The organism is Streptomyces lavendulae subsp. lavendulae (assembly GCF_002803845.1).
GTDB classification, from domain to species: Bacteria; Actinomycetota; Actinomycetes; order Streptomycetales; family Streptomycetaceae; genus Streptomyces; species Streptomyces lavendulae.
In genome coordinates this window covers 1-12,873 of sequence record NZ_CP024986.1, presented here as the reverse complement: position 1 = coordinate 12,873, position 12,873 = coordinate 1, and the positions used below count along the sequence as shown (strand labels likewise).

General features: G+C 67.0%; 9 protein-coding genes and 4 pseudogenes. 7 read left to right on the top strand and 6 right to left on the bottom strand.

Annotated features, from left to right (window positions below; genetic code table 11):
- Nucleotides 1-142: 142 nt before the first annotated feature.
- Nucleotides 143-1,315 carry a hypothetical protein gene (locus SLAV_RS39475; protein ID WP_030240979.1) on the top strand — a complete coding sequence of 391 codons (1,173 nt, stop codon included), beginning with the start codon at nucleotides 143-145 and terminating at the stop codon, nucleotides 1,313-1,315.
- 348 nt (nucleotides 1,316-1,663) lie between these two features.
- A pseudogene (locus SLAV_RS39470) lies at nucleotides 1,664-2,205 on the top strand (LOG family protein).
- 8 nt (nucleotides 2,206-2,213) lie between these two features.
- Here SLAV_RS39470 and SLAV_RS39465 read toward each other — a convergent pair.
- Together SLAV_RS39465 and SLAV_RS39460 are read right to left on the bottom strand one after the other, a co-directional pair.
- Nucleotides 2,214-3,029, bottom strand: coding sequence for an SAM-dependent methyltransferase (locus SLAV_RS39465; protein WP_030240982.1), 816 nt, complete (start codon nucleotides 3,027-3,029; stop codon nucleotides 2,214-2,216).
- Nucleotides 3,030-3,335: 306 nt separating this feature from the next.
- Nucleotides 3,336-3,635, bottom strand: a pseudogene (locus SLAV_RS39460) (MarR family winged helix-turn-helix transcriptional regulator); the annotation flags it as partial.
- A gap of 2 nt (nucleotides 3,636-3,637) precedes the next feature.
- On the opposite strand from SLAV_RS39460, the pseudogene SLAV_RS39455 reads away from it, so the two are divergent.
- Nucleotides 3,638-3,832, top strand: a pseudogene (locus SLAV_RS39455) (MFS transporter); the annotation flags it as partial.
- Between the two features lie 174 nt (nucleotides 3,833-4,006).
- Here the strand turns inward: SLAV_RS39455 and SLAV_RS39450 are convergent.
- From SLAV_RS39450 to SLAV_RS42995, 3 genes and pseudogenes are all read right to left on the bottom strand, one after another.
- Complete coding sequence (locus SLAV_RS39450; protein ID WP_030240989.1) at nucleotides 4,007-4,780, bottom strand: class I SAM-dependent methyltransferase; 774 nt, start codon at nucleotides 4,778-4,780, stop codon at nucleotides 4,007-4,009.
- A gap of 1,109 nt (nucleotides 4,781-5,889) precedes the next feature.
- Nucleotides 5,890-6,732: a hypothetical protein gene (locus SLAV_RS43000; RefSeq protein ID WP_031943805.1), complete on the bottom strand. Its 843-nt coding sequence runs from the start codon at nucleotides 6,730-6,732 to the stop codon at nucleotides 5,890-5,892.
- Nucleotides 6,733-6,827: 95 nt separating this feature from the next.
- Nucleotides 6,828-7,076 (bottom strand): annotated as a pseudogene (locus SLAV_RS42995) (TniB family NTP-binding protein); the annotation flags it as partial.
- Between the two features lie 883 nt (nucleotides 7,077-7,959).
- Between SLAV_RS42995 and SLAV_RS41410 the strand changes: the two are divergent.
- The 3 genes from SLAV_RS41410 (at nucleotide 7,960) to SLAV_RS39435 (ending at nucleotide 9,484) form a co-directional block, all read left to right on the top strand.
- Nucleotides 7,960-8,136, top strand: coding sequence for a hypothetical protein (locus SLAV_RS41410; protein WP_159038078.1), 177 nt, complete (start codon nucleotides 7,960-7,962; stop codon nucleotides 8,134-8,136).
- Between the two features lie 10 nt (nucleotides 8,137-8,146).
- The gene (locus tag SLAV_RS39440) at nucleotides 8,147-8,944 is read left to right on the top strand and encodes a helix-turn-helix domain-containing protein (RefSeq protein WP_031943807.1); all 798 of its coding nucleotides are present in this window, start codon (nucleotides 8,147-8,149) and stop codon (nucleotides 8,942-8,944) included.
- 231 nt (nucleotides 8,945-9,175) lie between these two features.
- The gene (locus SLAV_RS39435) at nucleotides 9,176-9,484 is read left to right on the top strand and encodes a hypothetical protein (RefSeq protein ID WP_030240997.1); all 309 of its coding nucleotides are present in this window, start codon (nucleotides 9,176-9,178) and stop codon (nucleotides 9,482-9,484) included.
- A 1,418-nt stretch (nucleotides 9,485-10,902) separates the two neighbouring features.
- Here the strand turns inward: SLAV_RS39435 and SLAV_RS39430 are convergent.
- On the bottom strand, nucleotides 10,903-11,364 hold the full coding sequence (locus tag SLAV_RS39430; RefSeq protein ID WP_031943808.1) for a hypothetical protein: 462 nt from the start codon (nucleotides 11,362-11,364) through the stop codon (nucleotides 10,903-10,905).
- A 350-nt stretch (nucleotides 11,365-11,714) separates the two neighbouring features.
- Between SLAV_RS39430 and SLAV_RS39425 the strand changes: the two genes are divergently transcribed.
- Nucleotides 11,715-12,485, top strand: coding sequence for an IS5/IS1182 family transposase (locus tag SLAV_RS39425; protein ID WP_031943809.1), 771 nt, complete (start codon nucleotides 11,715-11,717; stop codon nucleotides 12,483-12,485).
- Nucleotides 12,486-12,873 lie beyond the last annotated feature (388 nt).

Genomic DNA, 12,873 nt, shown 5'->3' with positions numbered 1-12,873 from the left:
TCGTGGATTCAGGACGAAAGCATGTCCATCATGACAGGTCAGCGCCGTCTTCCGTAGGACGGAACGCACAGTTCGCGAGGCTTGTCCGATCCGTTCCCCGCCTCTCAGAATCTCCTTCGTGCGTCATCCGGAGACAGGGGGAATGGTGACGATCGATCACGACGCGGTGCTTCGGGCCCGTGTGCTGCTGCTGGGGTCCGGCCGGCCGAGCCGGGCCGAGCTGGTCGGCGCGTACCGGGTCCTGGCCGAGGTGAGTCCGAAGGCGTACGTGCCGAAACTGGTCGACGCCCTGCTCGCGCTGCACTACGAGCTCCGGGATCCGAAGGCGGCCGTCGCGCTGACCGCCGAGGCATCCCGGGCCGCTCGCGGGATGGAGGCCGGGGCGCCGAACCGGGCGCAGCTGCTGCGCCGGGCCCTGGACGACCACCAGGCCTCCCTGTTCGCCCTCGGGCGCAGGGCGGAAGGACGCGCGGTCTGTGAGGAGCTGGCCGAGGCCGGCCGAAGCGAGCCGCTGACGAGAGCTCTGGCCGAGGAGGGACGCTTCGAGGAGGCCGCGGAACTCGACGAAGAGGCCGCCCGGAACGGGATCCCTGAGCACTCCTCCTGGAACAGGTTGCGGTGGGCGGCGAACCTGGAGGGCGCCGGACTGCACGACGCCGCAGCGACCGTCTTCCGGGAGCTCCTCGGGGAGACCCGGCGCGAGGCAGCCGAACAGCGCACCGCGCTGGCGATACTCACCTGGGAGCTGGTCCACTTCTCCCGGATGCGGGAGACCGCCGGGGACGGGGCGGGTGCCGCGGCCGCCCGGCGAGAGGCCCTGAGCGTCCTGGAGGAGCTCGCGGCCAAGGGCGAGCCGAAGACCTGGAGCTGCATCCTCGCGTGGTGGAGCACGCTCTTCGTCCTGTCGGGGCGGGCAGCCGAACCCGCCGCGAGCCCGGAGTCCCCGATGCCGCCGTTCGGCACGCAGCACGGATGGTCGGACGACGTGCGGGACGGCTTCCTCGGCATGCTGCCGGGCCTCGAAGCGGAGGCGGCGAGGCTGCGCGGGGCCGGCCGGCTGCCCGAGCTGGTCGACGTCCAGCGCAGGATCGCCACCCGCGCGGCCGTCCGCGAAGGCGACCACCCCCACCTGTTCGAGGAGCGGTTCACGCCGTACTTCGACGAGGCCGTGACGCTCGCACGCCGCCTGCCCGACGCCCCCGGACGCCTCGCCCGCGCCCTCACCGACCGGTCGATGTTCCTCGTCGCGGCACGCTCCTTCGGACCCGCGCACGCCGACTTCACCGAAGCGGCGGCCCTTCTCCACGACCGCTGATCGCGCCCCCTTCCGCGGACTCTGCTCAGCGGCAGGTCCCCGTCGGTGGCGCTGCGCGACGAGAGCGGTTTCGGGGCGGTCGGTGACGCCGAGCCGTTCGTCCCGGCATCGCTGTGGAAGACGGTGGCCTGGCGGCGGTCGCAGATCAGCAGGTTGCCGGGGGTCCGGTCGGCGAGGCGCACCTGCGCCCCGTCCCGGCAGAGCCCCTGGAGGCGGGCATACGCGCGGCTGTCGCGCGCGGCCTTCTTGCCGACGAGGAGCCGTACGGTCAGCCCGCGGCGGAGCCGTCTGCGGGCCATGGCGCACGCGGGGTGTCCGGGCGTGAGGGGGCACTACTACCGTGGTCCCGTGAACGTTTGTGTCTTTCTCTCTGCCTCCGACCTCGACGTGCGATATACGGGGCCGGCCCGCCGGTTCGCCGAGCTCCTCGGCGAGGCCGGCCACACCTTGGTCTGGGGTGGTTCCGACACCGGTCTGATGAAGGTCGTCGCCGACGGTGTCAGCGGCGCGGGCGGAAGGCTCTCGGGAGTCTCGGTTGATTTCCTGGCGGCCAAGGCACGACCGGTGTCGGCCCCCGACGAGATGTCACCCGCAGCCTCGCCGAGCGCAAGGCGACGCTCATGGAACAGGCCGACGCCTTCGTGATCATGGTGGGCGGCATGGGAACGCTCGACGAAGCCACCGAGATCCTGGAGCTGAAGAAGCACGGCAGGACCGGCAAGCCGGTCGTCCTGCTCAACACGGCCGGCTTCTACGACGGCCTCCGTGAGCAACTGCACCGTATGCAGGAAGAGGGCTTCCTCCCAATCCCTCTGGCCGAGTTGGTGTTCATCGCCGACGAACCCGCCGACGCGCTCGCCTTCCTGGAAAACACCGTCACGAGTACCTGATCCGACGCCTACGGCTTGTGGGCGACGCCGCCGGCGATGCACCGCTGGGCTGCGTTGAGAGGCTTGAGCCGCGGGCCGTCCGGCCACCAGTCGGCGCACCGCACCAGGCCCGGACGGACCATGTCCAGGCCGTTGAACAGCTCCTCCAGCTCGGCCCTGGTGGAGAAGGTGCCGCTGCCCATCATGCTGTGCAGGAACATGTCCTCCATCTTCCGCGCGGTCGCGCTGTACTCGTCCTCCGGATCCAGGAAGTGACTGATCGCCACGTAGGAGCCGGACGGCAGGGCATCGAGGTAGGCGCGCACGATGTCCTTGCGCGGGCGCGTGTCCTCGCCGTTGTAGTGGTGCAGCGTGCCCATGTGGAGCAGCGCGATCGGCTCGTCCCAGTCCAGGTGGGACCGTACGAGTTCGTTCCCGAGCAGCCTCTCCGGTTCGAAGATGTCCCCGGCGGTGATGACGGTGCTCTCGTTGCCGTCCAGGAGCGCGCGGCCGTGGGCCAGCACCAGGGGGTCGTTGTCCACGTAGACGACCCGGGCGCCCGGGTCGGCGCGCTGCACCACCTGGTGGGTGTTCTCCGCGGTCGGCAGGCCCGACCCGCAGTCCAGGTACTGGGTGATGCCGGTCTGGGACGAGAGGAAGCGGCAGACGCGGATCAGGAAGGCGCGGTTCTCGACCGCCAGGTCGGCGGCCTCCGGAGCGGCCTTCTTCACACCCCGGACCACCTCGCGGTCCACCTCGTAGTTGTCGGTGCCGCCCAGGAAGGCGTCGTACACCCTGGCGATACTGGGCTTCGTCGGATCGACAGGGGTCGTTGCACTGGACATGGGGCCTCGCGGGCGGTCTCGGCGGGGTCGGTCGGCCAACGGACACTAGTCGGGCCGGTAGGCCGAACGGGGCATCGATCGCCGGGACGTCCCGGATTCCACCCGATGGTGTGACTGCGACGCGACGAGCGCTTCCCTGTCATGGGCGCGTGCGTGGCGGTGGTGTTCCGTCAGGCCGGCCGGCTTTCCTGTGCCCGCACCCGATCAGGGTCTTCGACACGACAGAGGAAAGGACCGGCCGCGCGGGGCCTAGGAATCCGAGGCCGCGCCGGGGCCGCCGGGAGGGCACGGTGCCTCCGGGCTCCGCTAGGCGAGGTGGGCGTCCATGGTGGCGTTCAGATCGGTCATGAACTGCTCGAACCGTTCCAGAAGCCGTGGCGGGTAGGGGGACATCGTGGCATCGAGGCGGCCGGCGAGCGGGCCGAAGAACTCGTCCGCCCGCTCCTGGATGTGCGGGCCGCCGCGCAGGGTGACGATGCGCCGGTCGGAGTGCTCGCGGGTGCGGGTGATGTGCCCGGCCGCTTCGAGACGGTTCAGGAGCGCGGTGGTGGCGCCCGTGGACAGGGAGATCCGCTCGCTCAGCCGGTCCGGTGACAGCGGGGTCCCGCTTCGGCTCGGTGTTCTTCGCCCAGGCCGAGACCGGTGACTTCACCCGCGGATTCCACCGTGCGCTGATCGTCCAGGCATGCCTGCTGGTGGCCTTTCTCGCGATCACCTTCCTGCTGCCCAAGAAGGGCCGCCCCGACGACGAGCAACACGGCATCGCCACCGACTCCGACGCGAAGCAACGCCTCACCGTGTGAAACACAGCCGGGGAGAGCACCCACGAAAGCGGTCTCCCAGCACCGACATGGGCCGTCCACCCAACCCAACCCAACCCGACTGCACGCCACAGGAAGAGCCCGGGCGAAGGCCGCTTCTGGACTACGGGCCACTCTTCAGCGGCGGTTGCGGCGGCCGCCGAGCGATGGGACCACCTACTCGCCGGCGCGGGCCACAAGCAGCGGCTGGAAGAAGCCCGTCTCCTGCGGCATCCGCCACTGAGGGTCGACAAACCCGGCCTGGGCTGCGAGGCCGGCCAGCCGGTCCTGGCCGAGTGCCCAGTAGGTGGTCCGGCGGGCCTGGACGCGCCATTCCCCTCCTTCCGGGAGGAGTTGGAAGTGCTGCAGGTCGTAGTGCTCGCCGTCCTCGTGCCAGTGCCAGAGCTGGAAGGTGACGGTTCGCTCTCCCCCGTCGGCTTCGGCGACCCCGTGGACTTGCGGAGACGTCGAAGCCGGGCGATCACGCAGCAGGTCGTCGTAGGGCCGTGTGCTGATCAGCAGCCGGCCGCCAGGGCGCAGCACTCGGCGCATCTCGGCCAGGGCGGCGTTCACATCCTGCTCCGCCAGCAGGTGGGGCAGCGAGTTGTCGGCGCAGACGACCGTGTCGAACTGCCCGTCGGCAAACGGGAGGCGCCGCATGTCGGCGGCGGCCGTGCGCAGGCTCAGGCTCCGGCGGGCAGCCTCCCGGGCAGCGCGGGCGGCGGCGCGAGGGCTGATGTCGGTCCCGGTGACCCGGTGCCCGCGCAGCGCCAGACCGATGGCCTGTGTGCCGATGCCGCAGGAACAGTCGAGCACCGCCGCGCGATCCTGGCCGATCAGTGCGTCCAGGGCGTCCCCCTGCCGACGGATGCTCGCGTCCCAGTCTGAGTAGATCAGGTGGTAGTCGTCGGCCAGTTCGTCATAGAAGTGCGCCACTGATGTCTCAGGCATGACCTGAGATTACTCTGCCAGATTCCCTGGAGGCGCTGGTCGCCCTGGTGACCCAGAACCCAGAAGCGAGAGCGTTTGTTGCCTGGGTACGAGAGCAGCCCGCTGCTAAGCGGAACGATGCTGCCGAGTTTCAGCAGCACCTGATTGCCTGACTCGGAACGCTGTCGTCTGCTGTTCAGCCGGGGGTGGACGCCGCGCCCGGCAGCGCGCCGCGTACGGTCAGCGAATGCACGATCAGCGAGACCACCGGCAGGCCCCTCTGCCTGCCGACATCACCGACGGGGCCACAGAGGCTGAAGCGGTGGTGTTCGTGTGTGCAGCATGCGGCGTCGCCCTGACGGGGCCGCTCACACGACTGCCCGAAGTTCCCGAGCCTCCCTACTACGCCTGGTGGGACGCCGATGAGCAAGGCCCTTCGCCGGCGACCGTGCCGTCAGGCTGCTACGCGATCGAGACAGAGCCGTACGGTGGGCCTTTGGTCGTCGCCCAGGCGCCCGGGCCGGTGATGCCGCGCCACGGAGGCCACTGGAACGTGGACGGGAAGCCCTTGGTGTCGCAGGGCCCGCGAGGCAACATCGTCATCAACCCGGACGACGCCCGCGGTCTAAAGCTGCAGCATGCATCCCCCGCCTGCTGCGGAGCGACCCCGGATGGCGGAATGAACCAGCTGTGCGCCTGTGGAACCCTCGTCGCGACTCTCTGCTCCGACTGCTGCCTGCCGTACGAGCTCCATCTCTCAGCCGACCACGTCCGAGCAGTTCGCCCCTGATCTGGGCACGGGCCGCTGCTGCTTTCGGTGGGCCGCGTGCCGGTACATGTGCGCTTGACTGCTTTGACTTTGGACATTTTCAAGCGGACGGTGTGGAACTGGCTGTCGGTGGTCCGGTGTGAGGGGCGCATGTCGGCTCGGACGCCTGCACGGATGTCGCTGATCAGTAGATCTGAGTAGTCGTCATGTTCCTGACCTGGTGTTGTGCAGGTTGGTTGAGTGGTTTTGTGGCTGGGTGGCTCACTGAATCTGCGCAGTGTCGGGATGCGTGATCGCTCTGACCTGTGGGTTTCTTGTTCTGGGTTCTTGGTTGTGCAGGTTGGTTGGGTACTGCGCAGGTTCATTGGTTGTTGGTATGTGGTCGGGGTGGCCGGTATCCGAGTTGGGTGAGTTCGACGCTGTGTCCTTCGCGGCTGGTGGGTTTGGTGTGGTGGCGGTAGGCGGTGTCGTTGGTGGGGTGGCGTGGGGCGCTGTGGATGTACCGGGAGAGGTCTTCGGGGTAGTGGGCGGGGTTTTGTAGCCATCGCCGGTTCAGGAGGCGGGCGATGGTGGTGTGGAGGGGGTGGGGCTGGCCGGGCCGGGTCTGGTGGTAGCGGGTCGAGGGCTTGCGGATGAGGAGTCCGGCCAGGGCGATGGTTTCGGGGTAGGTGATCGCTTCGCGGGCCAGGCGTTGGTGGGTGTGGTGTGCGCGGATGATCTCGGGTGTTTGGTGCAGGAGAGCGTGGGTGTGGGGGACGGGTATGCCGTTCAGGGTGTGGGGGCCCAGCGCCCAGGTGTGGTGCCGGGCGCATACAAGCCGGTGGTGGGGGATGTAGCGGGGGACGGGCTGGGTGTGTCCGGTGCGGGTGGTGGTGCAGTGCGGGCAGCCGATGACGGCCGGCAGGCTGAAGGGCCGTATGACGCCGCCGGCTCCGGATCGTCCGGCTGCGCCCCGGTCCCGGTGTTCCGTCCAGCAGGGAAGGGCGCGGGCGAGACGATCTTTGGAGATGCCGATGTACTGACTGATGCGGGCCCGCGCGCGGAAGTTGAGGTAGAGCTCGCTGCGCGCGTGCGGCCCCCACTCGCGTCCCCGGACGGGATGGACCTTGGGCGGGTGGATGCGCAGCCCGCACAGGAGCTCGCTGGTGTGAGGTGGTGTGCGCTGGCGAGGCGTTCGATGAAGGAAGCGTTGGTCTCGAACCACGAAACACGTTGGGCAGGACTGCCGTGTCCCAGGGGCGGGTTGCGGAGGGCTTTGAAGCGGCCAGCGATCTGCGCGCCGCGCACTCCCGTCAGCAGCGGTGAGGAGTCGAGGTCGACCCCTGCGTACACGAAGGTGGCGGGGATGCGTTCGCTGAGGTGTTTCATCTGGTCGGAGGTCTCGGCGCCGGTGCGGGTGCGGGTGTTGAGGAGGTGGACGTCGTCGATGAGGACGAGTCGGGTGCCCAGGTCGTTCAGGGTGGCGCAGGCGATGTCGGTGATGCGGGCCTGGTTCATGCTCGCGGTGATGGGCAGGTCGAGGTACCGGGCGAGTTCGGACACGAGCATTTTTGCGGTCGAGGCCGGGAGACAGAGAGGAATACGACCGGCAGATGATCCTCCTGCGTGCCGCGGCGGGACCGGTCGGCGAGCTGGAAGGTCCGGCCCAGTTGCTGCAGCCGGCGGCCGCTGAAGGGAAGCCGAACACGTAGCGATTGAGCAGGCGTACTTGAGCGTTCGCATCATGTATGTCTGCGTGTGTGCATGGATCCGCCTGGGAAAACGCTGAGGCTGTCACCTCGGGAGAGGTGACAGCCTCAGGGCGGGTCCGCGCGCCAACGCGGAGCAGCCGAAGTCCCGATCAGCATGGTTTGCAGCCAGTAGCCGTCAGGGGGACAGTCCAGGCGGTGTCTACCGGCCTGATGTGCTCCAGCGTCATTCAGAGGATCCCGGTAGAGCAACTTTGAGTTGGACAGATCCGAGCCAACGTATGGCTTGTAGCCGTGGCACTGGCTGAAACAGGTCGCTTTTAGTTCGCCAGGGTGGACTTGCCGACGGACGCCGACGGCAAAACCCGCAGGTCAGTTACGAGCGACAACCGCTTGAGCCTTGGCCCATTTACGACAGCGCATAAGCCTATGTACTGGAACGGGTGTGAGCCAAAGCAGCCCGTCAACCGGTCCGTCCGCCTGTTCGTGCCTACCGGGCTGAGATGATTGGGGCTGTACGAAACTCGTGGGGGGAACGCCAAATACCCCTGCGTGCATGCCCTTTGCAGCCAGTAGCCGCAGCTGGCGAGGCGCCTGCCAGTGCCTTGCCAGCTCAGTCACAGTCAGGGGAATGGATCTTGCCCAGGAAGCCCATTAAGCCCGGTTCCGGCACGCTCGAACGGGCTACGCCCCAAGTGCCCGCCGCTGAGCCGACTCGCCTCACCCTTCCTCTTGTAGCCGGTGTGATCTCCTTCCCTGCTCTCGGCACCGTGCTGGCCATCGCCGGCATGCCGACCGCAGACATCTACCCCCTCCTCGGGTACTGCGGAGCTATTGGTACCGGAGTGCTCGTCTCGGCCAGTGGAGGAAGAAAGCTGATCACCGGGCTTGCGGAGCTGGTGCTCCGCGTGAGTCAGTGAAGGGGTTGCCATGGGCCGCTCCGAGAATCCGGTGGACTACTCCGTTCCTGAGCGCGGCCACCTGGCCGCGCAGCTTCGGGAGTCCCGTCTTTCCGCTGAGCTGACCTACCAACAGCTCTCTGTTCGGAGTGGGCTGTCGTCCGCCACGCTGAAGCGTGCGGCCTCAGGCAGCAAGACCCCGACCGAGGCCACCGTTGTCAGGTACCTCAAGGCATGCGGTGGCTCAGGCCCCGAGATTGCTGCCGGAAAGGTCTACTGGCGTCGGGCCCGTGCTGCCGAACGCGGTTTCGTGGGTAGAAGTACGCCCAGTGCCTCGCTGATCGGTACGCAGGGAGAACTGAGTCAGGCGCTGGTGTGTCTTTACCAGAGGGACGGCGCCCCCTCACTCCGTGAGATGCAACGCCGCGCGGGCAAGGAGTGGCTCGCTATCAGTAGCGCTTCGAGAATCATCAACCGTCAGGCTCTCCCGACCACCCCCGCACAGATGCAGGCGTTCCTGCGGGCATGTAGCGTCCCCGAGAAGCAGCAAGGACCCTGGCTGGACACATGGTCCAGACTCGTTGGACCGGGGCGGTTCGCTGTCGTCAGGAGCGAGCGTCTGGAGAAGTGGCGGCTGCTCAGGAACGCTGTCGTCCACGGGGACTCTCAGGTGCTCAGCGAGGTCACGTACAGCGACTCGATACCGCCCCGTCCCGGGGCCGCTGGCCGATCTGGGCCTTCGACCATGTGGGACCGCCTGCTCTACGAGTCGTTTGTCACCCTCGACTACGAGGTGTTCGGCAAGGTGAGTGCCACGCTGATCCGCTGATCCTCCTTTTCGACCGCTGTGTGGCGAGGTCTCCTCGTTACGAGCCACCAGTTCATGTCTGTATCCGACTGCCATTTTGAATCAAAGTGGGCCGCTCGTGGTCGGTCATGTTGTTGTCGGCGATGTGGGGCGGGCTGGTCCTCGCGTCTGAGATGGCATGGTTCGAGTTCACTGGGAAGAATTGGGGGCAGTCGGATGGCACTGGAGTTTCCCCTGCTGTAAGGAGTTGCCGTGACCAGCTTCGTCATCACGGTCCCCGGTACGTTCGTGTCGGACGTTGCCGATTCCGTGCCCCTTGCCGTCGAACGGAAGCTGGCCCCGCGGCACACGGAGTTCAGTGAGAACGAGGGACTGCAACTCCTCACGCTGAATGAGGACGCCACCTTCTCCATCCGACTCGAGGTCGAGGCCCCGGATAAGTACGAGGCGGAGCTCGACGCCATGCGGATCGTCACGGCAGCCTTGAAGGATGCCGGACTCTCAGAGTCTGATGCCCCGCTCGGCCCGCCAGCTGTGACCGGTATCGACAGCGGCTTGTGATCGCCTTGCGGAGTGAAGAGCATTCCCGCCGAACGGTCCGGGGAATGGCGCAGGACAAGGGCCGGAGCAGAACGGATGGCCCGTAGCGTCGAGCGAGACCTGAAACGATAGTCACTCTGGAGGGGCTGTGAATGGGTGCGGCGGTGGCACTGGATGGGTGTCAGCAAGGACAGGGGGAGTGTCCCTGTTCGCGCTGCGCAAAGCAGTGATCATGGCTGTCATGGCGTGACCAGGCTGCTGCCGTCAGGCGCCAATCGCGAAGAGTGCCGGCTGCCATGGGCGTGCCAGTTCACAGCCGGGCCCTCTGTGTCGCCGGTCAGTGAAACTGAGCAGTTGTCATGCTTCTGACCTGGGGTTGTGCACTTTGACCGTGCGGGTGGCGTCACGTTGGCTCACTGGATCTGCGCAGTTCCCGGGTATGGCAGCCGTCTGACCTGCGGATTTTTCAGCGTGGGGCCTGGTTGCGCAGGTTGATTGAGTACTGCGCAGGTTCAGCGATCCGCGACAAGTTCGGTGCGAGCCGGAGGCTGTGGGAGCATGGCCTGGATCCCAGAGTTCATCTGCTGGATAGAGTGAAGCAGTGGGATTCCTCCGTCTGGCTTCTCCGCCAGACGGAGGGGGCGTGCTGGAGAGGCTGGTGTTCTGCGGTAAGGGGCAGGGCTTCGGCATGGTCACGGCTTGAGTGGATTGCCCATATGCGCTGGCGGCGGTCCGCATACAGAGCAGGGACGGGCTTTTTGGGGTGCTGATGTGAGGCCTCGCGGTGGGGGTGTCGCCCGTTATTACCACCGGCTCACTGAGTAGGTCTTCGCGCGGTCGTACCGTTCAATTCGATGGTGGTGGGAGAGGGTGAGTTGCTTGGATCGCCGCATGGGGAACTCGATCTGGGATGCGTTGCTGCCGGTGGTTCGGGAAGAAGTGGACGAGCTGATCAGAGGTGGTCGACGGCTTCATGCGGTGAAGCTCATCCGGGAGGCCCACCCCGGGCCGCTTCCTCGACTACCTGACGCTGTGGAGGTGATGTGCGAGCGCGAGGCGGTGCTGAGGTGCTGACACGGATGCCGGGCCCTGTGCAGCGAGTCCGTGCCTCCAGCTGCGACGCAGAACCCCGATGAAGTCCCGATGGTGGATACCCGACAGGCAGGGTCCTCAGCGTTCTCGTGTGAGGCCTGGTCCGTGGCGATCTGTCAGCTTGGTAGGCCCTGGAAGGTAGCAGGCACGGACTTCCAAGATCATGAAATTCTCGACGCCCCCTGATCATGGGAAGACCGTACCTGCCGAAGCATCATCACCGATCCCGCCTGCCGTTGACCGACTCTGTCGGCATCCTGGTCTTCCGACGAGCCGGACGTCGGCGTCAAGCGCACGTCCACGCCGGAATCGTTTGCCTGAAGGAGGCGGGCAGCAGGGTGCCAGACTCAGCTCGTCGCGGGGGTATCAGGCTTGTCAGGCACGGGGTTCAGTCCGATTCCCGGCACCAGCCCCTCCATGTCTGCCGCAGCCGGGAGGTCGGTAGCGGCCGCGGTGCACAGGCCGTAGGTGTAGAGGGTGGCGCGCTCACTGCCGTTGTTCCTGCCGGTGACGTACCAGCCCTTCGGTCCGTTGTTCCAGGCAATCGAGCTTGCGCTCATCGCGAAGGCGCCGAGGTCGCGGAACGCGAGAAATCCGCCTCCCCCCGTGACGAGCTGACCGGCCGGACAGTCATCCGTTCGGGCCGTGCCGACCGCTCCGGGATTCAGGTCGATGTGTCCCCACACCACATGAGTGGTGATCTGTCGTGAAGTCGCAGAGTTGGATGCGTCCTGCTGTGCGTAGGCGATTCCGGCACCGGCGGCCAGGGCCGCCGCGACCACGAGAGCGGTGGTACGAATACGTCGCATGATGACCTCCCGAAAGATTTGTGCTGCCAGGACGCTGATAACCCTCGGATCCTCGCCCACCCCTCGTGTCACTCGAACACAGCAAGCTGAATCGATCGTCCCTGGTCTCTTTGAGTGAGTGATCCTCAGCGTGTGTCCGAGGAGATCACGGGCTTGCTGAAGCGACTGGCTGAGGTGCCCGACTTTCGGAAGGGACAGCTGCCGCCTCAGCCCAGCCGCGCCCCGCGGTCTGACTCAGAGATGCTTCAAGCAGTGCAGGCTGTGGCGCAGGGTAATCGCCGGCTCTGCGAGAGCAGACAGGCGCTGCTAAAGGTTGTTGCAGAAGGCTCAGTCTTGGGCATTTTCCCTGTATGGGTGGGGTGTTGCGGGCTGAGCCGGTGTGGGTGGAGACGTTCACGGGCTTGCGGATCGACCGGTTCGCGAGGCTGGTGAAGGTGGTGCGGGAGCGGGGCGGGAACGGGCCCGGGGGTGGTCGGCCGTGGTGCCTGCCGCTGCCTGACCGGGTTCTGTTGGTGGCTGTGTACTACCGCACGAGCCTCACGATGCGGCAGCTTGCCCCGCTCTTCGGTATCTCCCCGGCCACCGTCTGCAGGGTCATCCAGCGCCTGCGTCCGCTCCTCGCGTTGGAGTCAACGCCGCGGCCCGTCGCGGACGTCGAACGGTTGTGGATCGTGGACGGCATGCTGATCCCGGTCCGCGACCGTAGCGTCGCGGCGTCTTCCCGTAGCTACCGGTTTTCGGCGAATGTGCAGGTCATCGTTGACGCCGATACCCGTCTGGTCGTCGCGAGCGCTCGGCCGGCACCGGGCAACAAGGCCGACGCCCATGTCTGGCGGGAGTCAGACCTGCCGGCGAAAGCCGTGGGTACCACGGTGATCGCTGACGGCGCCTGCCTCGGGACAGGGTTGATCGTTCCGCACCGCAGAAGGGCAGGCCGCCCGCTCCTGCGTGGGCAGGAGGAGGACAACGCCGAGCACCGGCGCGTTCGCGCCCGCGTCGAGCACACCTTCGCCCGTATGAAGAACTGGAAGATCCTCCGCGACTGCCGTCAGAGGGGCGACGGCCTCCACCACGCCGTCCAGGCCATCGCCACCATGCACAACCTCGCCCTGACAGGGTGAAACAGCAGGTCAAGCACAACTCCGACCTGCCCGAGACAGACCTTCTGCAACAACCTTTAGTGCTGTGACCGCATCGTTCCACCGGGTTGGGGGCTGTGCTCCTGACGTGCCGTGATGGTCCTGGAGGCGAAGCCGGAGGGACCCGGGGTGGAGGAGCGGAGCGGATCCACCCAATGGGCCGAAGGCTTAGACCCCGTGAAACGGGGTCACTCTGGCCTGCGAAGCAGGCTGTTCGGGATGAAGCGAAGCGGAATCCCGAACCCGTCCGGAGCGAAGAGAAGGACGGGGCCCGAAGGGCCGGCCCTGAGGGCGCGAAGCGCCCTCCCGCTGAGCGAAGCGAAGCGGTTCGTTGGCACAGCGCGCAGCGCTGTGGGACCCGCTCCGCGGG

Bases quoted from the DNA above. Each gene is read 5' to 3' on its own strand.
- SLAV_RS39475 (WP_030240979.1), top strand. From the start codon at position 143: ATGGTGACGATCGATCACGACGCGGTGCTTCGGGCCCGTGTGCTGCTG.
- SLAV_RS39465 (WP_030240982.1), bottom strand. From the start codon at position 3,029: ATGTCCAGTGCAACGACCCCTGTCGATCCGACGAAGCCCAGTATCGCC.
- SLAV_RS39450 (WP_030240989.1), bottom strand. From the start codon at position 4,780: ATGCCTGAGACATCAGTGGCGCACTTCTATGACGAACTGGCCGACGAC.
- SLAV_RS39440 (WP_031943807.1), top strand. From the start codon at position 8,147: ATGGGCCGCTCCGAGAATCCGGTGGACTACTCCGTTCCTGAGCGCGGC.
- SLAV_RS39430 (WP_031943808.1), bottom strand. From the start codon at position 11,364: ATGCGACGTATTCGTACCACCGCTCTCGTGGTCGCGGCGGCCCTGGCC.
- SLAV_RS39425 (WP_031943809.1), top strand. From the start codon at position 11,715: ATGGGTGGGGTGTTGCGGGCTGAGCCGGTGTGGGTGGAGACGTTCACG.